The sequence below is a fragment of the Rivibacter subsaxonicus genome (assembly GCF_004217215.1).
In the GTDB taxonomy this organism is placed as follows: Bacteria; Pseudomonadota; Gammaproteobacteria; order Burkholderiales; family Burkholderiaceae_C; genus Rivibacter; species Rivibacter subsaxonicus.
Genome location: NZ_SHKP01000007.1, coordinates 270,534 through 294,820, shown reverse-complemented (window position 1 = coordinate 294,820; position 24,287 = coordinate 270,534). Strand labels below are relative to the sequence as shown.

The window sequence follows — 24,287 nt, the reverse complement described above, 5'->3', positions numbered from 1 at the left end:
CGTCCGCGGCCCGCGGGCCGGTCACTCGACTCGACACGCAACGGGCCGCGGGACGCGAGCCCCGCGACTCGCGCACGCCCGCCGCAGCAAACCTTGAACCGACCCGACTCATGTCCAACGCCAGCCTGTTCGAACGAGCCCAGCAATCCATTCCCGGCGGCGTCAACTCGCCGGTGCGCGCCTTCCGCGCGGTCGGCGGCACGCCGCGCTTCATTGCCCGCGCCGAGGGTGCTTATCTCTGGGACGCAGAGGGCAAGCGCTACATCGACTACATCGGCAGCTGGGGCCCGATGATCCTCGGCCACGGCCACCCAGCCGTGCTCGAGGCAGTACAGAAGGCGGTGCGCGAGGGCTTCAGCTTCGGCGCGCCGACCGAGCGCGAGATCGAACTGGCCGAGGAGATCCTCAAGCTGGTGCCCTCGGCGCAGCAGGTGCGCCTGGTCAGTAGCGGCACCGAGGCCGCGATGAGCGCGATCCGCCTGGCGCGCGGCTTCACCGGACGTCCCAAGCTGATCAAGTTCGAGGGCTGCTACCACGGCCATGCCGACGCGCTGCTGGTCAAGGCGGGCTCGGGGCTGGCGACCTTCGGCCACCCGACCAGCGCCGGCGTGCCGCCCGAGGTGGTGCAGCACACGATCGTGCTGCCGTTCAACGACATCGCCGCGCTGGAGCAGGCCTTCGAGACGCATGGCACCGAGCTGGCCTGCGTCATGATCGAGCCGATCGCCGGCAATATGAACTTCGTGCGGACCCAGGTGCCGTTCATGCGCCGGCTGCGCGAGCTGTGCACCGAGCACCGGGCGCTGCTGGTGTTCGACGAGGTGATGACCGGCTTCCGGGTCGCGCTCGGCGGCGCCCAGAGCGTCTATGCCAAGGCGATTCCCGGCTTCGCACCCGATCTCAGCGTGTTCGGCAAGGTCATCGGCGGCGGCATGCCGCTGGCGGCCTTTGCCGGTCCGCGCGAGGTCATGCGCCATCTGGCGCCGCTGGGCCCGGTCTACCAGGCCGGCACGCTGAGCGGCAACCCGGTCGCCACCGCCTGCGGGCTCGAGACGCTGCGCCAGATCCAGCGGCCGGGCTTCTTCGAGGCGCTGACGGCTTCGACCCGCACGCTGGTCGACGGCCTCGTCGCCGCCGCGCGTGACGCCGGGGTGCCGCTGGTGGGCGACAGCGAGGGCGGCATGTTCGGCTTCTTCTTCGCCGACGCGCTACCGCAGGACTACAACGTCGTGATGGCCACAGACAAGGAGCGCTTCAACCGCTTCTTCCACGCGATGCTTGATCGCGGCGTGTATCTGGCGCCGGCCTTGTACGAGGCCGGCTTCGTCAGCGCGGCGCACACGGCGGCGGATATCGAGGCGACGATCGAGGCGGCGCGGGAGGCGTTGCGCTCCTAGGCCTCGGCGGCCGCCGAAGAAAACTCAGCTCCGGTAGTCCGCGTTGATCGACACGTAGTCGTGGCTCAGGTCGCAGGTCCACACGGTCGTCGACGCAGCACCCCGGCCAAGCCCGACCCGCACCGTGATCTCGCTCTGCTTCATCACCCGCTGGCCATCCTCCTCGCGATAGGCCGGATGTCGACCGCCACGCGTGGCGACGTGGACATCGTCGAGCCACAGGTCGATCAGCGACTGGTCGAGGTCGCCGATGCCGGCATAGCCCACCGCCGCGAGGATGCGGCCCAGGTTCGGATCGCTGGCAAAGAACGCCGTCTTCACCAGCGGCGAATGGGCGATCGCATAGGCCGCCTGGCGGCATTCGTGCTCGTCGCGACCGCCCTCGACCTCAACGCTGATGAACTTGGTGGCGCCCTCCCCGTCACGCACGATCGCCTGCGCCAGTTGCTGCGAGACCGCGATCACCGCCTCGCGCAGCGCGCGACCTTCGGCCGAATCGAGGCTGGCGATCTCGGCGTGCGCAGCACGTCGGCTGGCGATCAGCAAGAAACTGTCGTTGGTCGAGGTGTCGCCGTCGATCGTGATGCGGTTGAAGGAGGCGTCGGCCGCCTCGCGCACCAGCGCCTGCAGCGCCGCCGGCGCGATGTTGGCGTCGGTGGCGACGAAGCCGAGCATCGTCGCCATGTTCGGCCGGATCATGCCGGCGCCCTTGGCGATGCCGGTGATGGTGACCCGCGCACCACCGATCGTGATCTGGCGCGAGGCCGCCTTCGGCAGCGTGTCGGTGGTCATGATGGCCTCGGCCGCATGCGCCCAGTTGGCGAGCTTGAGGTCGGCGATCGCCGCCGGCAGCCCGGCCTCGATGCGATCGACCGGCAGCGTCTCCATGATCACGCCGGTCGAGAACGGCAGCACCTGCGCGGGCGTGACCTTGAGATGTTGCGCCAGCGCGATGCAGGTGGCGCGCGCGCGCGCCAGGCCGTCTTCGCCGGTGCCGGCGTTGGCGTTGCCGGTGTTGACCAGCAGCGCGCGAATCGGCATGCCGCCCTGCAGATGACTGCGGCACAGCTGCACCGGTGCCGCGCAGAAGCGGTTCTGCGTGAACACGCCGGCCACCGCCGAGCCTTCGGCCAGACGCAGCACCATCAGGTCGCGCCGGTTGGCCTTGCGCACGCCGGCCATCGCGATGCCGAGCTCGACGCCGGGCACCGGGTGCAGGTCTTCGGCCTTGGGTGCTTGCAGATTCACGGGCATGGCGGTCGCTACTTCCTGCTGCTGTTCAATGCGCCGCCGGATTGTAGGCAGCGAACATCAGCTGCTCGCCGAGCCGGCCCTGCGCGTCGCGCTCGTAGAAGCGAAGCACGCCCTCACGCGTGAAGCCCAGAGCCTGCTCGACAAAGCGCAAGGCCGCGTCGTTGCCGGCGTCGCTGAGCGCCTGCACGCGGGCGGCGCCAAGCGCGAAGGCCAGATCGACGCAGGCGAGCACCGCCTCGCGCATCAGCCCTCGGCCAGCGCTGCGCACATCGCCGACGTAGCCGACCTCGCAGCGCGGCGCCTCGAAATCCCAGCTGTGCAGGTCGATCCGGCCGACGTAGGCGCCGTCCGCCTTCTCGAAGACATAGAAGATCAGGCCGTCGCCGCGCTCGACGAAGGCGAGGCCCTTGTCCATGAACGCGCGACCCCATTCGACGGTCTGTGCCGACTGGCCCCAGCCGATCCAGCGCAGGCCGGGCAAGGACCGGTTCAGGCTCTCGACGAAGGCGGCCGCGAAGTCCTGCCGCGGCGCACGCAGCAGCAAGCGCGGTGTCTGCAACTCGCGCGGGGCACCGATCAGGTCCTGCGCGTTCACATCGGCCGCTTCAGGCCAGCTTGCCGTGGCAGAGCTTGTACTTCTTGCCGCTGCCGCAGGGGCAGGGATCGTTGCGACCCACGCGCGGCACGTCGCCCGCCATCGACTTGGCCACCAGCGTGGCGGGGTCGGTGTCCTGCGAGACCGAGCCGTCCTCGTTGGGATGGATGTAGGTCACGTTGGCGATCTGCTCGGCCTTCTCCTCGATGGCCTCGGCCGCCTGCGCGATCTCTTCCTCGCTGCGCACGCGCACCGTCATCAGCAGCTTGGTGACGTTGAGCTTGACCACGTCGAGCAGCTGCGAGAAGAGCTCGAAGGCCTCGCGCTTGTATTCCTGCTTCGGGTTCTTCTGCGCGTAGCCGCGCAGGTGGATGCCCTGGCGCAGGTAGTCGAGCGCCGAAAGATGCTCGCGCCAGTGCGTGTCCATCGACTGCAGCAGCACCATGCGCTCGAAGCTTGCGAACTGGTCGCGGCCGGCGGTCTCGACCTTGGCGTTGTAGCTGACCGAGGCCGCCACGGCCACCGTCTCGACGATCTCGTCGTCGGTGATCGATTCGCTCTTCTCGATCTTGGCCTTGAGCGGCAGCTCGAGCATCCACTCCTCGGCCAGCGTCTTCTCGAGCGCCGGGATATCCCACTGTTCCTCGACGCTTTCGGCCGGCACGTAGGTGCGCACCACATCTTCCATGCAGCCGCGACGCAGGTGGGCGATCTGCTCGCCGATGTCCTTCTGCTCGAGGATCTCGTTGCGCTGGGCGTAGATGACCTTGCGCTGGTCGTTGCTGACGTCGTCGTACTCGAGCAGCTGCTTGCGGATGTCGAAGTTGCGCGCCTCGACCTTGCGCTGCGCGCTCTCGATGCTGCGCGTCACGATGCCGGCCTCGATCGCCTCGCCATCGGGCATCTTCAGCCGCTCCATGATCGCCTTGACGCGGTCGCCGGCGAAGATGCGCATCAGCGGGTCTTCCAGCGAAAGGTAGAAGCGCGAACTGCCCGGATCGCCCTGGCGGCCCGAGCGGCCGCGCAACTGGTTGTCGATGCGACGACTCTCATGGCGCTCGGTGGCGACGATGCGCAGCCCGCCGAGCGACTTGACCTGCTGGTTCAGCCCGGCCCATTCGCCCTGCAGCTTGGCGATGCGGACGATCTTGTCCTGAAGCGCGATGCTGTCGTCGGCCTCGATCAGCTGGACCTGCTTCTCGACGTTGCCGCCGAGCACGATGTCGGTTCCCCGACCCGCCATGTTAGTGGCGATCGTGATCACGCCCGGCCGGCCGGCCTGGGCAATGATCTCGGCCTCGCGTGCATGCTGCTTGGCGTTGAGCACCTGGTGTGGCAGCTTGGCCTGCTCGAGCAGCTGGGCGATCAGCTCCGAGTTCTCGATCGAGGTGGTGCCGACCAGCACCGGCTGGCCGCGCTCGTGGCAATCGCGGATGTCGGCCACCGCCGCGGCGTAGCGCTCCTTCGAGGTCTTGTAGACCAGGTCGAGCTCGTCGCGGCGCTGGGTCGGCTTGTTGGGCGGGATCACCACGGTCTCGAGGCCGTAGATCTCCTGGAACTCGTAGGCCTCGGTGTCGGCGGTGCCGGTCATGCCGGCCAGCTTGCCGTACATGCGGAAGTAGTTCTGGAAGGTGATCGAGGCCAGGGTCTGGTTCTCGGCCTGGATCGCGACGCCTTCCTTGGCCTCGGTGGCCTGGTGCAGGCCGTCGCTCCAGCGGCGGCCCGTCATCAGGCGGCCGGTGAACTCGTCGACGATGATCACCTCGCCGTTCTGCACCACGTAATGCTGGTCCTTGTGGAACAGGTGGTGCGCGCGCAGCGACGCGTACAGGTGGTGCACCAGCGTGATGTAGGCGGCGTCGTAGAGGCTGGCGCCCTCGGGCAGCAGCCCGGCCTGGGTCAGCAGTCCCTCGGCGTTCTCGTGGCCGGCCTCGGTCAGGTAGACCTGGTGCGTCTTCTCGTCGGCAGTGAAGTCGCCCGGGTCGATCACGCCCTCGCCGGTGCGGGTGTCGGCCTCGCCTATCTGCTTCTTGAGGTGCGGCACGACCGCGTTGATCTTGAGATAGAGCTCGGTCTGGTCCTCGGCCTGGCCGCTGATGATCAGCGGCGTGCGCGCCTCGTCGATCAGGATCGAGTCGACCTCGTCGACGATCGCGAAGGCCAGGCCGCGCTGCACGCGGTCCTCGACCTCGTAGACCATGTTGTCGCGCAGATAGTCGAAGCCGAACTCGTTGTTGGTGCCGTAGGTGATATCGGCGCGGTAGGCGGCCTGCTTCTCCTCGCGCCCCATGCCCGGCACGTTGACACCGACCGTCATGCCGAGGAAGCCGTAGAGCTTGCCCATCCACTCGGCGTCGCGCCGGGCCAGGTAGTCGTTGACCGTGACCACGTGCACGCCGTTGCCCGTCAGCGCGTTCAGGTACACCGGCAGCGTCGCGACCAGGGTCTTGCCCTCGCCGGTGCGCATTTCGGTGATCTTGCGGTTGTGCAGCGCCATGCCGCCGATCAGCTGCACGTCGAAGTGGCGCATCTTGAGCGCCCGCTTGCCACCCTCGCGCACCACGGCAAAGGCCTCGGGCAGCAGCGCATCCAGGCTCTCGCCCTTGGCGTGGCGCTGCTTGAACTCCTCGGTCTTGGCGCGCAGCTCGTCGTCGGAGAGTTGTTCGAACCTGGGTTCGAGCGCGTTGATCTTGGCGACGGAGGCGCGCAACTGCTTGAGCAGGCGCTCGTTGCGGCTACCGAAGATCGAAGTGAGAAGCGAGGGCAGCATGGGACGCGGCAGCAGAAATTGGGGGCGGCGCGGGGCCGAGCATGAGGAGCCGGTCGGCCGGACGAGCGCTTCGTCCGGCTGGCAGCCGAGGGTTCCCTTCCAGATGGGGACGCGGCTGCCGAATCAAACCCTGCAGTTTAACCGAGCGGGTGTGCGCGAGCCGGTCGCCGCCGGGTAGCGCTAGCGCCGGCGCGAGGAGCCCGCCGCCGGCGCCGCGTTCTGGGCCAGGAAGCGCGCCGGGTCCTGCGGCACGCCCTCGACCAGCACTTCGAAGTGCAGATGCGGCCCGGTCGAGCGGCCGGAGCTGCCGACCTCGGCGATCGGCTGCGAGCGTCGCACCAGGTCGCCGACCTTGACCAGGGTCTTGGAGGCGTGCGCGTAGCGGGTCAGCAGGCCGCCGCCGTGGTCGAGCTCGACGGTGAGACCGTACTGGGCGTGCGGTTCGGCGCGCACGACCACGCCGCCGGCCGCGGCCATGATCTGGGTGCCGGAATCGGCCGGGAAGTCGAGGCCGGTATGCAGCGCACTGCGGCCGGTGAAGGGATCGAGCCGGAAGCCGAAGCCGGAGCCGACCGTGGTGTCGACCGGCGCGATGCTCGGCACCATCATGCCGCGCAGCCGCTTCTCGAGCAGGCGCGATTCGACCAGCGTCCACAGGTCGGCCTGCCAGTCGGCGCGGGCCTCGAAGCTCTCGAGCGCGCGCTCCAGTGCCGCCGCCGACACCGCACCGCCGGCCGCCACCAGCGGCGGCTCGGCCGGCAGGTAGACACCGCCACTGTTGCCGGCGCGCGCCGCGGCCGCCGACGCCGGCGCGGCCGGTGCGGGTACGCGGTCGATGCCGCGCAGGTCCTCGGCCTTGAGGCCGGCCATCGCCGCGGCGCGCTCGCCCACGGCCTCGAGCTTCAGCAGCTTGCCCTGCATCTCGCCGACCCGCTGCGCCATGGCGTCGAGGTTGTCGCGCATCACGCGGTCGCGCTGGGCGATCTCGTCGCGCACCACCAGGCGCACGATCTGGCTCACCACGGGCCAGCCCTCGCGCGCGGCCTTGAGGAACACGAAGTGATAGACCGCTCCCGAGATGGACAGCAGGAACAGCAGCAGCGCCACCGCCGCGAGCGCCATCTGAGCCGGGCTGAACTGCATGACGCGGGCCGACGCCGCGCCTTCGTGGGTCACAATGATCTGCATCTGGTCTGCTCCATGGCCGATCGCGTTTCACCCTGCCGCCCGTGCCGATGAGGCCTCCCGTCCGCAGCCCCGCCGAGGGCCCGTCCGTGCCCGCCCCGCTCAGCCTCGACGAGGCGATGCGGCGCAGCGCGCCCCTGGCCCACCTGGCCTCGATGCTCGCCGCCTCGCGGGCCCGGCTCGACGTCGTGCGGCCGTTGCTGCCCGCGCCGCTGGCGAGGGCCGTCAGCGCCGGCCCGGTCGACGCCGAAAGCGGCAACTGGGTGCTGCTCGCCTCCAGCCCGCCGGTGGCGGCCAAGCTGCGTCACTGGCAACCGCGGCTCGAGGCCGCGTTGAAGGAGGCCGGGCTGTTGCCGGCGGTGATCCGCATCAAGGTCCAGGCCGGTTGAATGTCGCGGCGCGCAAGGCGCGGCGCAGGTGGCGGTTGGTGCCGGCTATCCGAATCGAACGGATGACCTACTGTTTACAAGACAGTTGCTCTACCAACTGAGCTAAGCCGGCGCGAGCCAGGAATTGTAGGCGCGGGCCCGTCACGGACTTGTCACCGGCTGTAGCCTCGACTCCAGCGGCAGGCCGCGCCCGCGAGCACCCTATTTGGCGACTTTCCACTTGCCGTTGACCCGGCAGAGCTTGTGCTCACCCTCGTTGTGCAGCGCCGCGTGGCGCGTGCTGACTGCCAGCAGCCGGCATTCACCATCTGCCGCCTTCGGCGTGACGCTGCCGCTGCTGCCGGTCTTGTCGTTCTTCCATTCGACCGGCTGGCCGAGCGCGTCGGTTGTCAGCGCCTTGTCGATCGCCGCCTTGTACAACGCACGGTCGGCATCGTTGAAGCGCGAGATCGGCGTATCGGCCATGAAGCTGTAGTTGCCGGCGACGGCCAGCAGCGGCGGCAGAAGCAGCAGAAGCGAAATCGCATGACGTGGCTTGAACATGGCGGTTCTCCGGATACGCGCGCTCCCGACGCGGCAGGCGCTACATCATGCCCTCGATCGGCAGCCAGGACAGCACGCGGCTGAGCGCGCGCCGCCACCAGCCGGCCTGCGGATCACTGCGGTAGCCGGCGTCGGGCCCGACCCATTCGAGGCCGCCGTCGGTCGCCAGTTGCAGGCGCCAGGCCTGCTTTGGCGCCTGCTCGTCGAACCAGCGGCACAGGCGCGCGGCCGGGGCGCGCGCCTCGATCACCGCGCCCCCCTCGGTGTTGAGCATCGCCGAGCGCGGGTCGAGATTGAAGGAGCCCACGAAGACGCGCTCCGAGTCGACCGCGATGGTCTTGGCGTGCAGGCTGGCGCGCGACGAACCGCCGAGCGTGCGTGGACGCTGCAACGCCGGGCCACGATCGGCGTCGGGTCGCAGTTCCCACAGTTCGACCCCGGCCGCCAGCAGCGCTCGCCGGTACGGCGCATAGGCCGCATGCACCGCGGCCACGTCGGTGGCCGCCAGCGAGTTGGTCAGCACGCGCACCCGCACGCCCGAGCCGACCAGGCGAGCGAGTTCGGCGACGCCGGTCTCGCCCGGCACGAAGTACGGCGAGACAATGCACAGCTCGCGCTCGAAGGGCTTGAGCGCGCCGATCAGGCGCGGCAGCATGCCGGCGGCCAGCGCCCGGTCGGGCCGCTGGTCGATCTTGTCGGGCCGGTCGTTGACGGCGCTGACCGGCGCCCGCTCCAGGGCCCGCGCGTCGCGCTCGCGCAGCGCCACCGCCAGTGGCGCCTGCTGCAACGCAGCCACGTAGCGTGCGGCTTCCGGCGATGCGGCCAGCTTCTCCAGCCGCTCCCGCTGCCCCGCGAGCGCCTCGGCCGCGGCCGCCGGCAGGCCAAGCGCCGCCAGCGGATAGCTGTGCGGGCTGTGCCAGAAGGCATCGAAGTTGGCCTGGAACTCGGGCAGCACCGCGCCGGCGAGCAGCGCGTCCAGGTCGGCAAAGGCCAGGTCGGGATCGGCGCCGAAGTAGTCGTCGCCGACGTTGCGGCCACCGGTGATCGCGAGCCGGCCGTCGGCCAGCACCAGCTTGTTGTGCATGCGCCGATTGATGCGACCGAAGTCGGTGAGACCGTCGATCCAGCGCGCGTTGCGGTGGGCAAAGGGGTTGAACAGCCGAAGCTCGAGATTCGGATGCGCGTCGAGCGCAGCCAGCAGTTCGTCGCCGGGCTGGTTCAGGTCGTCGAGCAAGGCCCGCACCCGCACCCCGCGATCGGCCGCCTGCAGCAGTTCGTGCCAGAGCAGGCCGCCGGTGACGTCGTCGCGCCAGATGTAGTACTGCAGGTCCAGGCGCGACTTCGCCAGCCTGACCAGCGCCACCCGCGCGACGAAGGCGTCGAGCCCGTCATCGAGTGCGAGCACGCGCGAAGCCCTGGCCTCGTCGGCGGCCGGTGCCTCCAGTGCCCGTGCCGGCGAGGCCTCGGGCGCCGTCTCGACCGCCGCCACCTCGGAAGGCGGATCGGGGGTGCGCGGCGGCAGGCCGGCGCAGCCCACGATCAGCGAGCCGGCCAGCGCAACGGCCGGCAGCGAATGACGGAGCAAGGCGGGCAGGCGAGGCATCCGCAACACGCTGCCACGCCTCGCCCCGGCAGCTACTTGACGCGTTTGAGCGTCGGCCGCGAGCCACCACCCGGTGGTTCGGGTGGCTCGGGCGGCTCGTCGGCAGGCGCCGCGGACGGCTCGGGCACCTCGGCTGCCGCAGGTGGCGTGGCCAACCGCAGGCCGCCACCACCGGCGCGAGCCGGCGTTGCCGGACGCCCATCGGTTGCGGCCTCGGCCGCCGGCGCCGCAGCGACCGGCTGCGGACCGGTTGGCGCGGTGGTGGCGGCATCGGTCGGCGCCGGAAAGGCCATGCCCTGGCCGTTCTCGCGGGCGTAAATGGCGATCACGTGATCGATCGGGACCACGATCTCGCGCGGCACGCCGCCGAAGCGAGCCTTGAAGCTGACGAAATCATTGCCCAGCTGCAGGCCGCTGGTCGCGTCGAAGCTGGTGTTGAGCACGATCTCGTTGTTCTTCACGTACTCGAGCGGCACCTTGACGCTGGCGTCCACGTAGACCGCCAGGTACGGCGTGAAGCCGTTGTCGGTGCACCAGTCGTGCAGCGCACGGATCAGGTACGGCCGCGTCGAGGTGCCTTGCGCCTCGGGCGGCGGCATCACCGAGTTGGTCATGCGATCACCGGCGACTGCATTACTTGCGCATCACCTTCTCGGACGGCGTCAGCGCCTCGATGTAGGCCGGGCGCGAGAAGATGCGCTCGGCGTACTTAAGCAGCGGCAGCGCGTTCTTCGACAGGTCGATGCCGTAGTAGTCGAGGCGCCACAGCAGCGGCGCGATCGCGACGTCGAGCATCGAGAAGTCGTCGCCGAGCATGTACTTGTTCTTCAGGAAGATCGGCGCCAGCTGCGTGAGGCGGTCGCGGATCTGGCTGCGTGCCTTCTCGAGCAGCTTGTCGGTGGCCTTGATGCCGCGACCCTCGAGCACGTTGACGTGGGCGAACAGTTCCTTCTCGAAGTTGAAGAGGAACAGGCGCACGCGGGCGCGTGCGACCGGGTCGCCCGGCATCAGCTGCGGGTGCGGGAAGCGCTCGTCGATGTACTCGTTGATGATGTGCGACTCGTACAGGATCAGGTCGCGTTCGACCAGGATCGGCACCTCGTTGTACGGGTTCATCAGCGCGATGTCTTCGGGCTTGGCGAAGAGATCCACGTCGCGGATCTCGAAGTCCATGCCCTTCTCGAACAACACGAAGCGGCAGCGGTGCGAGTAGGGGTCGGTCGTTCCGGAGTAAAGCACCATCATGGCGGCGGGCTCCTGTGTTGAGCTTGGGCTCGGGCTACAAAATGCAAAACGGAGCGGGTGCCTTGCAGCCCGCTCCGCACGGCGCCGGCCCCACGGGGCCTGGCGCGTGGCTCGTTACTTGATGTCTTTCCAGTACGCGGCGTTCAGGCGCCACGCGATCAGCGTGAAGAAGGCCAGGAAGATCAGCACCCAGACGCCGACGCGCACGCGCTGGCCCTGGGCCGGCTCCGCCATCCACGTGAGGTAGGCGACCAGGTCGCCGATCGCCTCGTCGAACTCGAGCGGCGAGAGCTGGCCCGGCGTGAGTTGCTCGAAGCCGTCGAAGCGATGCACCGTGAGGTTCGGGTCGTGCGCATCCTTGGCCTCGACGAAGCGCGCACTGCGCTGGCCCTGCAGTTCCCACAGCACATGCGGCATGCCGACGCTCGGGAACGCCAGGTTGTTCCAGCCGGTGGCCTTGGTGTCGTCGCGATAGAAGGTGCGCAGGAAGGTGTAGAGGTAGTCGGAGCCACTGCCCTTGCCGGCCGCGGCGCGCGAGCGGGCGATCACGGTCAGGTCGGGCGGCACGCCACCGAACCATTCCTTGGCCTGCTTCGGATCGATGCTGGCCTTCATGGTCTCGCCGACCCTGTCGGTCGTGAACATGAGGTTGTCCTTGATCTGCTGGTCGCTCAGCCCGATATCGCCGAGGCGATTGAAGCGCATGTAGGCCGCCGAGTGGCAGTTCAGGCAGTGGTTGACGAACAGGCGCGCGCCGTTCTGCAGCGCCGCCATGTCGTTGAGCTTGGCCTGGGGGAAACGGTCCCACTCGATGCCACCTTCGGCGGCGCGCACCGCACCGACCAGGGCAAAGGCCGCGAGCAGGCCGGCAATCAGTTTCTTGATCATGTTGTTGTGCTCCAGCGGCTCGTCAGTGGGCGGCGAAGGTCACGCGGTCGGGGACCGGCTTGAACTCGCCCAGACGCGTCCACCACGGCATCAGCAGGAAGAAGCCGAAGTAGACCAGGGTGCCGATCTGGGCAACCAGTTCACCGGTCGGCGACGGCGGCTGGATGCCGAGGTAGCCGAGCACGACGAAGAACAGCACGAACACGCCATAGACGATCTTGTGCCAGCCCGGCCGATAGCGGATCGACTTGACCGGGCTGCGGTCGAGCCAGGGCAGGAAGAACAGGATGATGACGGCGCCGCCCATCACGACCACGCCCCAGAACTTGGCCTCGAACACCTTGAGTAGCGCGATCGCGACGATCGCACCGATCGCGATGGCCGCCTTGCCCTTGCCGCCGAAGCCGCCGCGCACGATGGCCAGCAGCGCGCCGATGCCGGTCAGCACGGCCAGCACGTTGACCATCACGTCGGTGGTCGCGCGCAGCATCGAGTAGAAGGGCGTGAAGTACCAGACCGGCGCGATGTGCGCGGGGGTCTTCAGCGGGTCGGCCGGAATGAAGTTGTTGTACTCGAGGAAGTAGCCGCCGAGTTCCGGCGCGAAGAAGATCACCGCGGTGAAGATCATCAGGAACACGCCGACGCCGACCAGGTCGTGCACCGTGTAGTACGGATGGAACGGGATGCCGTCGAGCGGCTTGCCGTTGGCGTCCTTCTTGGCCTTGATCTCGATGCCGTCGGGATTGTTCGAGCCGACGTCGTGCAGCGCCAGCAAGTGCGCGACGACCAGGCCGATCAGCACCAGCGGCAGCGCGATCACGTGAAACGCGAAGAAGCGGTTCAGCGTGGCGTCGGAGACGACGTAGTCGCCGCGGATCAGCAGCGCGAGGTCGGGGCCGATGAAGGGCACGGCGGCGAACAGGTTGACGATCACCTGCGCGCCCCAGTAGCTCATCTGGCCCCAGGGCAGCAGGTAGCCCATGAAGGCCTCGGCCATCAGGCACAGGAAGATCAGGCAGCCGAAGATCCAGACCAGTTCGCGCGGCTTGCGGTACGAGCCGTACATCAGCCCGCGGAACATGTGCAGGTAGATGACGACGAAGAACGCGCTGGCGCCGGTCGAGTGCATGTAGCGCACCAACCAGCCCCAGGGCACGTCGCGCATGATGTACTCGACCGAGGCGAAAGCCATCGCCGCGTCGGGCTTGTAGTTCATCACCAGGAAGATGCCGGTGACGATCTGGATCACCAGAACCAGCAGCGCCAGCGAACCGAAGAAGTACCAGAAGTTGAAGTTCTTCGGCGCGTAGTACTCGGTCAGGTGCTTCTTGTACTCGTCGAACGCGGTCGGGAACCGGTTCTCGAACCACACCGTCACCTTTTCCGAGGTCGGTGCGTCGGCGGGGAGTTCCTTGAAATCAGCCATGATGGTCCTCTGCTCCGCTCGATCAGGCCTTCTTCGCTTCACCGATCAGCAAGCGGCTGTCGGAGAGGAAGGTGTGGGGCGGAACCTCGAGGTTGTCAGGCGCCGGCTTGTTCTTGAACACCCGGCCCGCCATGTCGAAGGTCGAGCCGTGGCAGGGGCACAGGAAGCCGCCCTGCCAGTCGCCCGGCAGCGAGGGTTGCGCGCCAGGCGTGAAGCGCTCGCTCGGCGAGCAGCCCAGGTGCGAGCAGATGCCGACCGTGACGAAAACCTCGGGCTTGATCGAGCGATGCTGGTTGCGCGTCTCGGGCATCGGCGTGACCTCGGAGGCCTTGCGCTCGGAGCGCGGGTCGGCCACCAGGTTCTCGGTCTTGTTCAGCGATTCGAGCTGCTCCGGCGTGCGGCGCACGATCCAGACCGGCTTGCCGCGCCACTCGACCGTCATCATCTCGCCCGCCTTGAGGCCACTGATGTCGGCCTCGACCGGTGCACCGGCGGCGCGGGCGCGCTCGGACGGCGCGAAGGTACTGACAAAGGGCACCGCGACCACCGCCCCGCCGGCGACACCGGCACAGGTTGTTGCGATCAGCCACGTACGCTTTGACGGGTCGAGTTGCTGTTCACTCATGAGGCGGGATCCTTCGAACTGGCTTCGTAGTCAGGGGCAACCCGCGATTCTAATGGACGCCAAGGCGGGTTCGACCGGCGCGCCGCGTAATCGTGACTCGGCCGCCGCTCGGACGCGATTGGCAACAGCACGCCGCTTGACTTGGCGACCCGCGCTGGAATACTCGACCGGTCCGCGCCATCTCGGCCGGAAGATCGTTTGCGCGCGCAGGAGCCAGCATGGGATTCATGACCGAGTTCAGGGAGTTCGCCGTCAAGGGCAACGTGGTCGACCTCGCGGTCGCCGTCATCATCGGTGGCGCCTTCGGCAAGATCGTCGATTCCCTGGTCAGCGACGTCATCATGCCGCTGGTCACCAGGATCGTCGGCGGCCTCGACTATTCCAACTACTTCATCCCGCTCGCCGGACAGACCGAGACCACGCTCGAAGCGGCGCGCAAGGGCGGCGCGGTGCTCGCCTACGGCAGCTTCATCACGGTGGCGATCAACTTCGTCATCCTGGCCTTCATCATCTTCATGATGGTCAAGCAGATCAACCGGCTCAAGCGCGCCGAACCACCCGCGCCACCAGCGGAACCGGCCGAAGACGTGCTGCTGCTGCGCGAGATCCGCGACGCGCTGGCCGTAAAGAAATAATGCGGGGCTGGCGTGCTGCGGAGCGCGGCCCGCAGCCCCCTCGTCGAATGTCGTTGGCGCCGTGAACCCACTGATTGCCCAGAATGCGCTGCAGGCCGCGGCGCTGCTGATCCAGTCCGCCGTCGGCGCGGCCGGGCAGCGCCTGCTCGAGCAGCTCGCGCCGCCGGCCACCGAGCTGTGCAAGCGCCTGCCGCGCATGGAGGTCGGGCGCGCCCAGATGGACTGGCAGATCAATGTCGGCGGCTTCAACCTGCAGTTCAGCCAGACGCTGCGCGACACCATCAACAGCGAGTCGCGCCCGCTCAACAGCACGCGCTCGCTGGCCAGCACCACCTTCGAGGCGCTGAGCCTGGTCGACGACCACAGCGAGGACGAGCGCGTCACCGCGCACCGGCTGTCCTCGGAGATCGAGCAGGACTGCGAGTGGGAGCTGCGCGAGCTCGACAGCCTGGTCGGCTCGCTGCTCGCCTTCGGTCGCCCCGACCACGAGCGCAATCCGCTGCGGCCCGAGATCATCGGGCGCGCGCTGTTTCGCGCGATGGATGTAGCCAGCCGCGATGCCGACGTCCGTCGCCTGCTACTGCGCGAGCTCGGCCACACGCTGTCGCCGCTGATGCGCCCCTGCTACCGGGCCATCATCGATGACCTCAAGGCGCGTGGCGTCGAGCCGGTCGACCTGGCGCTGCGCACGGTCGAGGGTCCCGGCAACGACCTGGCACGCGACTCGGTGCGCGGTGGTGGCTACATGGCGACCGGCTCCGGCGCCGTCACCGGCTCGGGCTACCAGAGCTCCGCGCGCGACACCGCGCAGGCACTGCACGCGCTGAGTTCGATCTTCGGCATCGCGGTGCCGTCGATGGGTGGTGGCGGCAGCGCCGAGCCGCCGGCCAGCGGCCATCGGCCGCTCAGCGGCGGTGGCGGCGCGGGTGGCGGCTACGGAGGCGGGCAGCCGGGCGGCGCGTCCAGCCACTCGGGCTTCGACGCGCGTGGCCACGGTGGCGCTGGCATGGGTGGCGTCGCCAGCGACGCACAGGTGGTCGACGTGATCCGGCGCCTGGCCGCGCTCGGCTCGCTCGCCGCGGACACCGGGCTCGGCCTGCCGCACAGCACCTCGTCGCGCGCCACGCTGGGCTTCGGCACCGCCGGCGGCCATGGTGTCGGCAGCATGGCGGGCGCCGCTCAGGGCTTTGGCCTGCCCGCCGCGAGCCATGGCGGCGCGGGGCTGTCGATGCCGGCGCAACTGGGCAGCGGCATGGGCGGCGGCAATGCCGGCCTGCCGGGCCTGATGGCCGTCAACATGATCCGCGCGCATCGCGAGGAGTTGATCCGCGCCTCCAGCGGCACCCTCGACCAGCTCGTGATCGACGTCGTCGCGACGATGTTCGACCAGGTTCTGTCGGACAGCAAGGTCGCGCCGCAGATGGCGCGCCAGATCGCCCGGCTGCAGATGCCGGTGCTGCGCGCGGCGCTCAAGGACGTCGGCTTCTTCAGCTCGCGCAAGCATCCGGTGCGGCGCTTCGTCAACCGCATCGCCACGCTGGCCGCGGCCTACGAGGACTTCGACGAAGGCCCGGGCAAGGTCTTCCTCGAGCGCGTGCGCGAACTGGTGCAGCAGATCGTCGAAGGCGACTTCGACCAGATGGAGCTCTACGAGTCCAAGCTGCAGGCGCTCGAGACGCTGCTGGCCGAGCAGAGCTCCAAGGACGCCGGGCCGCACGCCGCCGCCGCCCAGCTGCTCGACGATCGCGAGACCGAGCTGCGCATCCAGCAACGCTACATGCGCGAGCTGCAGCAGCGCCTGACCGGTCTGCCGGCACCCGAGTTCCTGCGCAACTTCCTGGCCCAGGTCTGGAGCCAGGTGGTCGTGCTGGTCAACGGGCCCAAGGGCAACCCGGAGCTGGCCACGCGCATCGAGCGCGTCGCCTCGGAACTGGTGCTCAGCGTCCAGCCCAAGGGCGAGCCCGCGCTGCGCCGCGCCTTCCTGCTGAAGCTGCCGCAGCTGATGAAGGACCTCAACGAGGGCATGGCGCTGATCCGCTGGCCCGAGGAGGCCAAGAAGGATTTCTATGCCAAGTTGCTGCCCACGCACGCCGAATCGCTGAAGCAGGCGCCGTCGGCGCCGTCGGCGATCGAGGCGCTGCAGCAGCAGCTCGAGGCGCTGGCGGCGGTGCCGATCCCGAAGCCGCAGGACCTGGCCGCGGTCCAGCCGGGCGTGGCCGCGACCGATCTGCCGCCGCCCGAGGCGCATGCGGCACCGCTGGCCTTCTCGGCGGAAGAGGCGCAGCAGGTCGGCCTGGTCGAGGAAAGCGCGGTCGACTGGACCGGCGAGGTCGACATCGACCTCGGCGAGCCCGGCTCGCCCGGCAGCGCCGAGATCGACATCGTGCTCGACGGCCCGCTCGCCGAGGGCGCGCCGCCGACCCACGGCGTCGGCCTGATGGAGCATCTGCAGACCGGCATCGCCTATCGCATGCACCTCAACGGCAGCTGGCAGCGGGTGCGGCTGTCATGGGCCAGCCCGGGCCGCGCCTTCTTCGTCTTCACGCATGGCAAGGCCAACCAGAAGACCATCTCGATGACCGCCCGCATGCTGGCCCGCATGTGCGAGACCGAGCGCTTCCGCGCCTACGAGCAGGCCGAGCTGATCGAGCGCGCGACGATGCGCGCACGCCGCCAGCTGGCCCAGATCGGCGCGCCGACGACGCGTTAGGCTGCGTCAGCCAGTCGCCGCGCCATGCGCGCGGCGGCGATCAGGCTGGCCGGATCGGCCGTGCCGCGACCGGCGATATCGAAGGCGGTGCCATGGTCGGGGCTGGTGCGCACCACCGGCAGTCCGAGCGTGACGTTGACGCCCTGCTCCAGCCCGAGGTACTTGACCGGGATCAGGCCCTGGTCGTGGTACATCGCGACCACCGCATCGAAGGCACCGGTGCGGGCGTGCATGAAGACCGTGTCCGGCGCATGCGGGCCGCTGGCATCGATGCCGGCCGCGCGCGCCGCGGCGACGGCCGGCGCGATCTGCTCGCGTTCCTCGCTGCCAAACAAGCCGCCCTCGCCGGCGTGCGGATTGAGCCCGGCCACCGCGATGCGCGGCGCCTCGATACCGGCGCGGCGCAGCGCGGCGTCGGCAATCCGGATCGTCTGCAGCACCGCCGGCTGCGTCACGGCGGCGATCGCGTCGCGCAGCGAGACATGGATGCTGACCAGCACCACGCGCAACTCGTCGTTGGCCAGCATCATGCGCACCGGCGCGCCGCCGCACTCGGCCTGCAGCAGCTCGGTGTGGCCGGGATAGGGCTCGCCAGCCGCGGCCAGCGCCTCCTTGTGGATCGGCGCGGTCACCAGCGCCGCCGCCGCGCCGCTGACCACCTGGGCCAGCGCGCTTCGGATGCAGGCCGCGGCGGCCGCACCGGCAGCGGCCTCGATGCGTCCGAGCGGCAATTGCGCCAGGCCAGGCGGCAGGCCGGGTGGCTGCCACACCGGCACGCAGCGAGGGGGCACGGCCAGCGCATCAGCCGGCGACTCGATCAGCGCGACCGGTAGCTCCACGCCACCCTCGTGCGGAGCCACACAGCGCGCGGCGCGCCGCATCACCTCGAGGTCGCCGACCACGTAACCGCCCGGCAGCGCATTGCGGGCGAAGGCGCAGGCGAGGATCTCGGGGCCGATCCCGAGCGGATCGCCCATCGACAGGGCCAGCGGTTGCAGCATGCGCTTCACGCCGGGTTGTCGATCTCGATGAAGCGGTGCTCGAGCCCGAACAGCTGCGCCGCGTGAGCAGCCACGGCGGGCGCGCCGTAGCGCTCGCTCGCGTGGTGGCCGACGGCATAGAAGGCGACGCCGGTCTCGCGCGCCAGGTGCGCTTGTGGCTCCGAGATCTCGCCGGTCAGGAAGGCGTCGGCGCCGGCAGCGATCGCTGCCTCGAAGTAGCCCTGGGCGCCGCCGGTGCACCAGGCCACGCGCTGGATCGGGCGGCCGTCGCCCTCGACCATCAGCGGCGCGCGATTGAGCCGGAACTGCAGCAGCGCCGCCAGTGCGGCCGCCGTCAGCGGCTGCGCCGGCCGGCCGAGGAAGCCGAGTTCCTGCTCGCCGAAGCGGCCATCGACCGCCAGCTTCAGGCGCGCACCGAACTGCGCGTTGTTGCCATGTTCCGGATGAGCGTCGAGCGGCAGGTGGTAGGCGTAGAGGTTGATGCCATGCTCGAGCAGCAGCGCCACGCGCGCCTTCAGCCAGCCGGTCAGGCGGCCGTCGTGGCCGCGCCAGAACAGGCCATGGTGGACCAGCAGCGCGTCGGCGCCCGCGGCGATCGCGGCCTCGATCAGCGCCTTGCTGGCAGTGACCCCGCTGACGAGCTTGCGAATCTCGGGCTTGCCCTCGACCTGAAGACCGTTCGGCCCATAATCCTTGAACCGGTCCACCTCCAGCAGGCTCTTCAGGTAGCTCTCGAGTTCTTCGCGGCTGGTCACGGTATCTCCCGGTCTGGTTTGAAGCGACGATGCGCAAGATCTGGCTCATTTTCTCGCAAGCGGTCACCATCGGGCTGGCAATGCTCTTCGTGGTCGCCACGCTGCGGCCGGACTGGCTGTCGCGCAGCGAGCCCGTCGGCGCGCCGGCCACCCTGCCGGCCATGCCGGTGCCCGGGGTCGGCGCGGTTCAGCCGGCGGTTCTCAACAGCGGCGCGGCGGCCTCCAACATCGGCTTCTCGCAGGCCGCGCGGCGCGCCTCGCCGGCGGTGGTCAGCATCGTCACCAGCAAGCTGCTGGCGCAGAAGAATCCGCACGCCGGCGAGCCCTGGTCGCGCTTCTTCTTCGGCGACCGCGACAGCCCGCCGCCCTCCGGCATGGGCTCGGGCGTGATCGTCAGCGCCGAGGGCTACCTGCTCACCAACAACCACGTGGTCGAGGGCATGGACGGCATCGAGGTCGCGCTCGCCGACGGCCGCCGCACCCGTGCCGAGGTGGTCGGCACCGACCCCGAGTCCGATCTGGCGGTGCTGCGCATCAAGCTCGACGCGCTGCCGGTCATCAACTTCGGCAACTCCGAGACGCTGCAGGTCGGCGACCTGGTGCTGGCGATCGGCAACCCCTTCGGCGTCGGCCAGACCGTCACTTCCGGGATCGTCTCGGCGCTCGGCCGCAACCAGCTCGGCATCAACACCTTCGAGAACTTCATCCAGACCGATGCCGCGATCAACCCCGGCAACTCCGGCGGCGCGCTGGTCGACGCCACCGGCGCGCTGATGGGCATCAGCACCGCGATCTACTCGCGCTCCGGCGGCAACCTCGGCATCGGCTTCGCGATCCCCTCGGCCACCGCCAAGCAGGTGATGGACAGCCTGATCCGCGACGGCGTCGTCACCCGCGGCTGGATCGGCGTCGAGCCGCGCGAATTGACGCCCGAGATGGCCGAGAACTTCAACCTGCCGACCAGCCAGGGCGTGCTGATCACCGGCGTGCTGCAGGGCGGCCCGGCCAGCGAGGGCGGGCTGCGTCCGGGCGACGTGGTGGTCCGCGTCGCCGAGACCCGGGTCGCCAACACCGCGCAGCTGCTGGCGGCGGTGGCCGCGCTCAAGCCGCGTTCGGAGGCGGCACTGCAGGTCTTGCGCGGCAAGCAGCAGATGGAACTGAAGATCCGCGTCGCGCAGCGGCCACGCGCCACCGCCGAGCGCTGAGCCTCGCGGCCCGGCTTAGCTGCCGCTGCCCGGCCGCTCCCCGGCGGCCTCGTCCGGTGCCTTGGTGTGCCGCACGAACACGCCGGCGGCGAGGATGCCCAGCTCGTAGAGGATGATCATCGGCAGCAGCAGCGCGACCATCGAGATGATGTCCGGCGGCGTCACCACGGCCGAGGCGATCGCTGCGATCACGATGAAGTAGCCGCGCCACGCCTTCAGCTGCTCGACGCTGAACACGCCCATGCGCACCAGCACCACCACCGCCACCGGCACCTCGAAAGCGAGGCCGAAGGCGATGAACATGTTGAGCACGAAGCCGAGGTAGGCCTCGATGTCGGGCGCGGCGGTGATGCTCTTCGGCGCCACGCTCTGGATCGCTTTGAAGACCTGACCGAACACGAAGAAGTAGCTGAACGCCACGCCGAGCAGGAACAGCAGCGTGCTCGAGACCACCAGCGGCACCACCAGCCGCTTCTCGTGGCTGTAGAGGCCGGGCGCGACGAAGGCCCAGACCTGGTAGAGCACGAACGGCAGCGCCAGCATGAAGGCCGCCATCAGCGTGATCTTCAACGGCACCAGGAACGGCGAGATCACGTTGGTCGCGATCAGCGTGGTGCCCTGCGGCAGGTTGGCCACCAGCGGCGCGGCCAGCAGGTCGTAGAGCGCCGACGGGCCGGGCCAGATGGCCAGGATCGCGAAGGCGACGCCGACCGCCACCACGGCGCGGATCAGCCGGTCGCGCAACTCGACCAGGTGCGTGACGAAGGGCTGTTCGCTGCCTTCGAGCTCGTCTTTGGGATCGGGGGAACTCACGGCCACAGGATAGATGTTTGAGGACCGCGAAGCGGCGCAGGACGCGTCAGCGCGGTTTCGGCGGCCTGAAGCGCGCCACCCGTGCCGCGCCCGACTGTGCGTGCGCCCGAACGCCAGCGCGCTGGCGATACCACTGTGGCACCGCGGCACGCTTGACGCGCCAGTTCTTCTTGGGCGGCTTGTAGCCGAGCGGCGGCTCGGCCAGCGCGTCGCCGGCGCCGTAGCTTTGGGCCTGGTGCCCGAGTTCGTCCCAGGCCTGGTTCAGCTCGCCGGTGGTCTGGTGGATCTCGTTGGAGACCGTCTGCTCGACGTTGCGTGCCGCATCCTCGAACTCGGTCTTCATCTTCTTGAGCTCTTCGAGCTCGATCGAGCGGTTGACCTCGGCCTTGACGTCGGCCACGTAGCGCTGCGCCTTGCCCATCAGGTGACCGACGGTACGGGCGACCTTGGGCAGCCGCTCAGGGCCGATGACGATCAGCGCCACGGCGCCGATCAGCGCGATCTTGTCGAATCCGAAGTCGATCATGGTCGAGCCGGGTGCCGGCAGCGCTGGCTGCCGCAGCCCGGATCAGTGACGCCGCAGCGGTAGCTCAGGACTTGGTCCGCGCTTCGACGTCGACGGTATTGGCATCGGCAGCCTTGGCGGTGGCGTTGCTCACCTGTTGCGCCGGCGCCGCCGGTGCGGCCGCGGCGTCGACCGAGGCGGCACCGTCCTTGATGCCGTCCTTGAAGCCCTTGACCGCGCCACCGAGGTCGGAGCCGATGTTCTTGAGCTTCTTGGTGCCGAAGACCAGCACGACGATGACCAGCACGATGAGCCAGTGCCAGATGCTGAACGATCCCATTGAATTCTCCTGACGACGCCTCGGCCAGCGGCCGACAGCGAAAACGGTGATTTTAGGTGCGACGCCATGTCGGACCCGTGTCGCGGGCCTTGGTTCAGTGAACGGCGTCGCGAAAGGGCGACCTGCGGCTAGCCTTTCGCCCAGGGCCGCGGCCCGCCGATCACGTGCATGTGCAGGTGCATCACCTCCTGCAGGCCGTCCTTGCCGGTGTTGATCAGCGTGCGAAAACCGTTGCTGACGCCCAACTCGCGCATCAGCCGCGGCGCCAGCACCATCATCCGGCCCATCAGCTCGGCGTGCTCCTCGCCGACCTCGGCCAGCGAGACGATGTGCTGCCTGGGAACGATCAGCACATGCACCGGCGCCCACGGGTTGATGTCGTGGAAGGCGATCAGGTGCTCGTCCTCGAAGACCTTCCGGGCCGGGATCTGGCCGGCAGCGATCTTGCAGAAGATGCAGTTGGGATCTGAAGAAGCGCTCATCAGACCTCCATCGGCTTGTCTTCGTTGAAGTTCAGGAAGCCCTTGACGATGCGGTAGATCACCCAGATCGCGTCCGCCAGGAGGACCAGGAAGCCGATGCCGATGATCATCGTGGCAATGCCGAGCACGAACCACAGCAGACTCCACCAGAAGGTGCGGATCTGCCAGGTGAAGTGACTGGCGTAGATGGTGCCGGCGGTGTCGTCGCGCTTCACGTAGTTGATGATGATCGCGACGATCCCGGTGACACCGACGAAGGCGCTGACCGCATAGAGGATGTAGGTGATCAGCGTCAGCTGCTTGATCTGGGCCAGCTTGACCGGGTCGACCGCCGGTGCTGAAGCTTGTGGCGCCGGATCGGCGGCCGGGGTGACGATCTCGTTCATGGCGTTCCTCCTTCTTCTCGAAGCTTGAGCTTGCGCAGCGCGAACTCCTCGAGTCCGCTCAGTCCCTCGCGCCGTTCCAGTTCGGCCAGCACCTCGGCCGGCCGGATGCCGTGCTGAGCCAGCGCGAGCATCGAGTGGAACCAGAGGTCGGCCGTCTCGTAGACGATCTTCTGGCGATCGGCATCCTTGGCCGCCATCACCAGTTCGGTCGCTTCCTCGCCGACCTTCTTGAGGATCGCGTCGCCGCCCTTCTGGAACAGGCGCGCCACGTAGCTCTTGTCGGGGTCGCCGGCACGGCGCTGATCGATGACGTCGGCCAGCCGCTCGAGCGTGTCGAGGCTCCCGTTGGCTGGGTTCTGGCTCATTTGTAGATGCGCTCCGGATCCTGCAGCACCGGCTCCACCGCGCGCCATTGGCCCGCCTCGAGCTTCTGGAAGAAGCAGCTGTGGCGGCCGGTATGACAGGCGATGCCCGGCTCATGGCCGAGCTGGCTGACCTCGAGCAGCAGCACGTCGTTGTCGCAATCGAGCCGCATCGAATGCACCTGCTGGAAGTGGCCGCTCTCTTCGCCCTTGTGCCAGAGTCGGTTGCGCGAACGGCTCCAGTAGACCGCCTGGCCGCGCTCGGCGGTGGCCGCCAGTGCCTCGCGGTTCATCCACGCGACCATCAGCACGTCCTTGCTGTCGCGCTCCTGGGCAATCACCGGCACCAGGCCGGCGGCGTCCCATTTGATTTCGTCGAGCCAGTTCATGGTTTCAGTGTAGGCGGGCTCAGGTTCGCACCGGGATGCCGCGTGCCGCCATCAGTGCCTTGGCCTCGGCCACCGTGTGCTCGCCGTAGTGAAAGATGCTGGCCGCGAGCACCGCGTCGGCGCCGCCGAGCGTGATGCCGTCGGCCAGGTCGTCGAGCGAGCCGACGCCGCCGGAGGCGATCACCGGCACCGGTACCGCGTCGCTCACCGCCCGCGTCAGCGCCAGGTCGAAGCCGCTCTTGGTGCCATCGCGGTCCATGCTGGTCAGCAGGATCTCGCCGGCGCCGAGCTCGGCCATGCGCCGTGCCCAAGCCACCGCGTCGAGGCCGGTGTTCTTGCGACCACCGTGGGTGTAGACCTCCCAGCCCGAACCATCGGCGCGCGCCTTGGCATCGATGGCCACGACGATGCACTGCGCGCCGTACTTGTCGGAGGCCGCCCGGATCAGCTCCGGGTCGGCCACCGCCGCCGAGTTGAAGCTGACCTTGTCGGCACCGGCGTTGAGCAGGCGCCGCACGTCCTCGACGGCCCGCACGCCGCCGCCGACAGTGAGCGGGATGAAGACCTGCGAGGCGACCGCCTCGATGATGTGCAGGATCAGGTCACGGCCATCGCTGGTGGCCGTGATGTCGAGGAAGGTCAGCTCGTCGGCGCCCTGCTCGTTGTAGCGCGCCGCGATCTCGACCGGATCGCCGGCATCGCGCAGCTCGACGAAGTTGACGCCCTTGACGACCCGGCCGCCGGTGACATCGAGGCAGGGAATGATGCGCTTGGCCAGCACCTG

Annotated in this window: 26 protein-coding genes and 1 tRNA gene; 5 read left to right on the top strand and 22 right to left on the bottom strand. The window is 68.9% G+C overall.

Features of this window, described 5'->3' with window-relative positions; translation table 11 throughout:
* Positions 1 to 110: 110 nt before the first annotated feature.
* Entirely contained in the window at positions 111 to 1,397 is a 1,287-nt protein-coding gene (hemL, locus tag EV670_RS14645; protein WP_130433376.1) for a glutamate-1-semialdehyde 2,1-aminomutase, read from the top strand.
* 24 nt (positions 1,398 to 1,421) lie between these two features.
* Here hemL and argJ read toward each other — a convergent pair whose 3' ends face one another.
* The 4 genes from argJ to EV670_RS14625 form a co-directional block, all read right to left on the bottom strand.
* Positions 1,422 to 2,651, bottom strand: a complete 1,230-nt coding sequence (gene argJ, locus EV670_RS14640) for a bifunctional glutamate N-acetyltransferase/amino-acid acetyltransferase ArgJ (protein ID WP_130433374.1) — start codon at positions 2,649 to 2,651, stop codon at positions 1,422 to 1,424.
* A gap of 25 nt (positions 2,652 to 2,676) precedes the next feature.
* Positions 2,677 to 3,246 (bottom strand): GNAT family N-acetyltransferase, encoded by a 570-nt coding sequence (locus EV670_RS14635; protein WP_165393331.1) that lies wholly within the window; start codon positions 3,244 to 3,246, stop codon positions 2,677 to 2,679.
* Between the two features lie 10 nt (positions 3,247 to 3,256).
* Positions 3,257 to 6,016, bottom strand: a complete 2,760-nt coding sequence (secA, locus tag EV670_RS14630; protein ID WP_130433370.1) for a preprotein translocase subunit SecA — start codon at positions 6,014 to 6,016, stop codon at positions 3,257 to 3,259.
* A gap of 180 nt (positions 6,017 to 6,196) precedes the next feature.
* The gene (locus EV670_RS14625; RefSeq protein WP_130433368.1) at positions 6,197 to 7,204 is read right to left on the bottom strand and encodes a M23 family metallopeptidase; all 1,008 of its coding nucleotides are present in this window, start codon (positions 7,202 to 7,204) and stop codon (positions 6,197 to 6,199) included.
* A gap of 86 nt (positions 7,205 to 7,290) precedes the next feature.
* Here EV670_RS14625 and EV670_RS14620 point away from each other — a divergent pair, with 86 nt between their 5' ends.
* Complete coding sequence (locus tag EV670_RS14620) at positions 7,291 to 7,590, top strand: hypothetical protein (protein WP_242616984.1); 300 nt, start codon at positions 7,291 to 7,293, stop codon at positions 7,588 to 7,590.
* Between the two features lie 36 nt (positions 7,591 to 7,626).
* Here EV670_RS14620 and EV670_RS14615 read toward each other — a convergent pair.
* From EV670_RS14615 to petA, 8 genes are all read right to left on the bottom strand, one after another.
* A tRNA-Thr gene (locus tag EV670_RS14615) sits at positions 7,627 to 7,702 on the bottom strand.
* Between the two features lie 89 nt (positions 7,703 to 7,791).
* Positions 7,792 to 8,133: an RT0821/Lpp0805 family surface protein gene (locus tag EV670_RS14610; RefSeq protein WP_130433366.1), complete on the bottom strand. Its 342-nt coding sequence runs from the start codon at positions 8,131 to 8,133 to the stop codon at positions 7,792 to 7,794.
* Between the two features lie 40 nt (positions 8,134 to 8,173).
* Positions 8,174 to 9,718: a phospholipase D family protein gene (locus EV670_RS14605; protein ID WP_165393330.1), complete on the bottom strand. Its 1,545-nt coding sequence runs from the start codon at positions 9,716 to 9,718 to the stop codon at positions 8,174 to 8,176.
* A 50-nt stretch (positions 9,719 to 9,768) separates the two neighbouring features.
* Positions 9,769 to 10,350: a ClpXP protease specificity-enhancing factor gene (locus EV670_RS14600; protein WP_242616983.1), complete on the bottom strand. Its 582-nt coding sequence runs from the start codon at positions 10,348 to 10,350 to the stop codon at positions 9,769 to 9,771.
* A 19-nt stretch (positions 10,351 to 10,369) separates the two neighbouring features.
* On the bottom strand, positions 10,370 to 10,981 hold the full coding sequence (locus tag EV670_RS14595) for a glutathione S-transferase N-terminal domain-containing protein (RefSeq protein WP_130433362.1): 612 nt from the start codon (positions 10,979 to 10,981) through the stop codon (positions 10,370 to 10,372).
* A gap of 114 nt (positions 10,982 to 11,095) precedes the next feature.
* On the bottom strand, positions 11,096 to 11,866 hold the full coding sequence (locus tag EV670_RS14590; protein WP_130433819.1) for a cytochrome c1: 771 nt from the start codon (positions 11,864 to 11,866) through the stop codon (positions 11,096 to 11,098).
* Positions 11,867 to 11,891: 25 nt separating this feature from the next.
* On the bottom strand, positions 11,892 to 13,295 hold the full coding sequence (locus EV670_RS14585) for a cytochrome b (protein ID WP_130433360.1): 1,404 nt from the start codon (positions 13,293 to 13,295) through the stop codon (positions 11,892 to 11,894).
* Between the two features lie 22 nt (positions 13,296 to 13,317).
* Positions 13,318 to 13,920 (bottom strand): ubiquinol-cytochrome c reductase iron-sulfur subunit, encoded by a 603-nt coding sequence (gene petA / locus EV670_RS14580; protein WP_130433358.1) that lies wholly within the window; start codon positions 13,918 to 13,920, stop codon positions 13,318 to 13,320.
* A gap of 218 nt (positions 13,921 to 14,138) precedes the next feature.
* On the opposite strand from petA, the gene mscL reads away from it, so the two are divergent.
* Both mscL and EV670_RS14570 read left to right on the top strand, forming a co-directional pair.
* Entirely contained in the window at positions 14,139 to 14,555 is a 417-nt protein-coding gene (gene mscL, locus EV670_RS14575) for a large conductance mechanosensitive channel protein MscL (RefSeq protein ID WP_130433356.1), read from the top strand.
* Between the two features lie 61 nt (positions 14,556 to 14,616).
* Positions 14,617 to 17,265 (top strand): DUF1631 family protein, encoded by a 2,649-nt coding sequence (locus tag EV670_RS14570; RefSeq protein WP_130433354.1) that lies wholly within the window; start codon positions 14,617 to 14,619, stop codon positions 17,263 to 17,265.
* On the opposite strand, the gene pdxA is transcribed toward EV670_RS14570, so the two are convergent.
* Positions 17,262 to 18,266: a 4-hydroxythreonine-4-phosphate dehydrogenase PdxA gene (pdxA, locus tag EV670_RS14565; RefSeq protein WP_130433352.1), complete on the bottom strand. Its 1,005-nt coding sequence runs from the start codon at positions 18,264 to 18,266 to the stop codon at positions 17,262 to 17,264. The two genes, EV670_RS14570 and pdxA, sit on opposite strands and share 4 nt — an antisense overlap.
* 5 nt (positions 18,267 to 18,271) lie before the next feature.
* Positions 18,272 to 19,021, bottom strand: a complete 750-nt coding sequence (locus EV670_RS14560) for a Nif3-like dinuclear metal center hexameric protein (RefSeq protein ID WP_130433350.1) — start codon at positions 19,019 to 19,021, stop codon at positions 18,272 to 18,274.
* A 29-nt stretch (positions 19,022 to 19,050) separates the two neighbouring features.
* Here EV670_RS14560 and EV670_RS14555 point away from each other — a divergent pair, with 29 nt between their 5' ends.
* Positions 19,051 to 20,226 (top strand): S1C family serine protease, encoded by a 1,176-nt coding sequence (locus EV670_RS14555; protein ID WP_130433348.1) that lies wholly within the window; start codon positions 19,051 to 19,053, stop codon positions 20,224 to 20,226.
* 15 nt (positions 20,227 to 20,241) lie between these two features.
* Here the strand turns inward: EV670_RS14555 and tatC are convergent, their stop codons facing one another.
* From tatC to hisF, 8 genes are all read right to left on the bottom strand, one after another.
* Entirely contained in the window at positions 20,242 to 21,039 is a 798-nt protein-coding gene (gene tatC / locus EV670_RS14550; protein WP_130433346.1) for a twin-arginine translocase subunit TatC, read from the bottom strand.
* 46 nt (positions 21,040 to 21,085) lie between these two features.
* A complete protein-coding gene (gene tatB / locus EV670_RS14545) occupies positions 21,086 to 21,565 on the bottom strand; it encodes a Sec-independent protein translocase protein TatB (protein ID WP_130433344.1) in 480 nt (159 codons plus the stop codon).
* A 64-nt stretch (positions 21,566 to 21,629) separates the two neighbouring features.
* Complete coding sequence (gene tatA / locus EV670_RS14540; protein WP_130433342.1) at positions 21,630 to 21,884, bottom strand: Sec-independent protein translocase subunit TatA; 255 nt, start codon at positions 21,882 to 21,884, stop codon at positions 21,630 to 21,632.
* A gap of 128 nt (positions 21,885 to 22,012) precedes the next feature.
* Positions 22,013 to 22,366, bottom strand: coding sequence for a histidine triad nucleotide-binding protein (locus EV670_RS14535; RefSeq protein WP_130433340.1), 354 nt, complete (start codon positions 22,364 to 22,366; stop codon positions 22,013 to 22,015).
* The gene (locus EV670_RS14530) at positions 22,366 to 22,752 is read right to left on the bottom strand and encodes a DUF4870 family protein (RefSeq protein WP_165393329.1); all 387 of its coding nucleotides are present in this window, start codon (positions 22,750 to 22,752) and stop codon (positions 22,366 to 22,368) included. Before EV670_RS14530 ends, EV670_RS14535 begins: the two co-directional genes overlap by 1 nt.
* A complete protein-coding gene (locus tag EV670_RS14525; protein ID WP_130433338.1) occupies positions 22,749 to 23,117 on the bottom strand; it encodes a phosphoribosyl-ATP diphosphatase in 369 nt (122 codons plus the stop codon). The genes EV670_RS14530 and EV670_RS14525 overlap by 4 nt, the downstream gene beginning before the upstream one ends.
* Positions 23,114 to 23,503 carry a phosphoribosyl-AMP cyclohydrolase gene (hisI, locus tag EV670_RS14520; protein ID WP_130433336.1) on the bottom strand — a complete coding sequence of 130 codons (390 nt, stop codon included), beginning with the start codon at positions 23,501 to 23,503 and terminating at the stop codon, positions 23,114 to 23,116. Before hisI ends, EV670_RS14525 begins: the two co-directional genes overlap by 4 nt.
* A gap of 19 nt (positions 23,504 to 23,522) precedes the next feature.
* On the bottom strand, positions 23,523 to 24,284 hold the full coding sequence (gene hisF / locus EV670_RS14515; protein ID WP_130433334.1) for an imidazole glycerol phosphate synthase subunit HisF: 762 nt from the start codon (positions 24,282 to 24,284) through the stop codon (positions 23,523 to 23,525).
* Positions 24,285 to 24,287 lie beyond the last annotated feature (3 nt).

Coding starts and splice junctions, on each gene's coding strand:
- hemL (WP_130433376.1), top strand. CDS start 111: ATGTCCAACGCCAGCCTGTTCGAACGAGCCCAGCAATCCATTCCCGGC.
- argJ (WP_130433374.1), bottom strand. CDS start 2,651: ATGCCCGTGAATCTGCAAGCACCCAAGGCCGAAGACCTGCACCCGGTG.
- secA (WP_130433370.1), bottom strand. CDS start 6,016: ATGCTGCCCTCGCTTCTCACTTCGATCTTCGGTAGCCGCAACGAGCGC.
- EV670_RS14625 (WP_130433368.1), bottom strand. CDS start 7,204: ATGCAGATCATTGTGACCCACGAAGGCGCGGCGTCGGCCCGCGTCATG.
- EV670_RS14610 (WP_130433366.1), bottom strand. CDS start 8,133: ATGTTCAAGCCACGTCATGCGATTTCGCTTCTGCTGCTTCTGCCGCCG.
- EV670_RS14600 (WP_242616983.1), bottom strand. CDS start 10,350: ATGACCAACTCGGTGATGCCGCCGCCCGAGGCGCAAGGCACCTCGACG.
- EV670_RS14595 (WP_130433362.1), bottom strand. CDS start 10,981: ATGATGGTGCTTTACTCCGGAACGACCGACCCCTACTCGCACCGCTGC.
- EV670_RS14585 (WP_130433360.1), bottom strand. CDS start 13,295: ATGGCTGATTTCAAGGAACTCCCCGCCGACGCACCGACCTCGGAAAAG.
- petA (WP_130433358.1), bottom strand. CDS start 13,920: ATGAGTGAACAGCAACTCGACCCGTCAAAGCGTACGTGGCTGATCGCA.
- mscL (WP_130433356.1), top strand. CDS start 14,139: ATGGGATTCATGACCGAGTTCAGGGAGTTCGCCGTCAAGGGCAACGTG.
- pdxA (WP_130433352.1), bottom strand. CDS start 18,266: ATGCTGCAACCGCTGGCCCTGTCGATGGGCGATCCGCTCGGGATCGGC.
- EV670_RS14555 (WP_130433348.1), top strand. CDS start 19,051: ATGCGCAAGATCTGGCTCATTTTCTCGCAAGCGGTCACCATCGGGCTG.
- tatB (WP_130433344.1), bottom strand. CDS start 21,565: ATGATCGACTTCGGATTCGACAAGATCGCGCTGATCGGCGCCGTGGCG.
- tatA (WP_130433342.1), bottom strand. CDS start 21,884: ATGGGATCGTTCAGCATCTGGCACTGGCTCATCGTGCTGGTCATCGTC.
- EV670_RS14535 (WP_130433340.1), bottom strand. CDS start 22,366: ATGAGCGCTTCTTCAGATCCCAACTGCATCTTCTGCAAGATCGCTGCC.
- EV670_RS14530 (WP_165393329.1), bottom strand. CDS start 22,752: ATGAACGAGATCGTCACCCCGGCCGCCGATCCGGCGCCACAAGCTTCA.
- EV670_RS14525 (WP_130433338.1), bottom strand. CDS start 23,117: ATGAGCCAGAACCCAGCCAACGGGAGCCTCGACACGCTCGAGCGGCTG.
- hisI (WP_130433336.1), bottom strand. CDS start 23,503: ATGAACTGGCTCGACGAAATCAAATGGGACGCCGCCGGCCTGGTGCCG.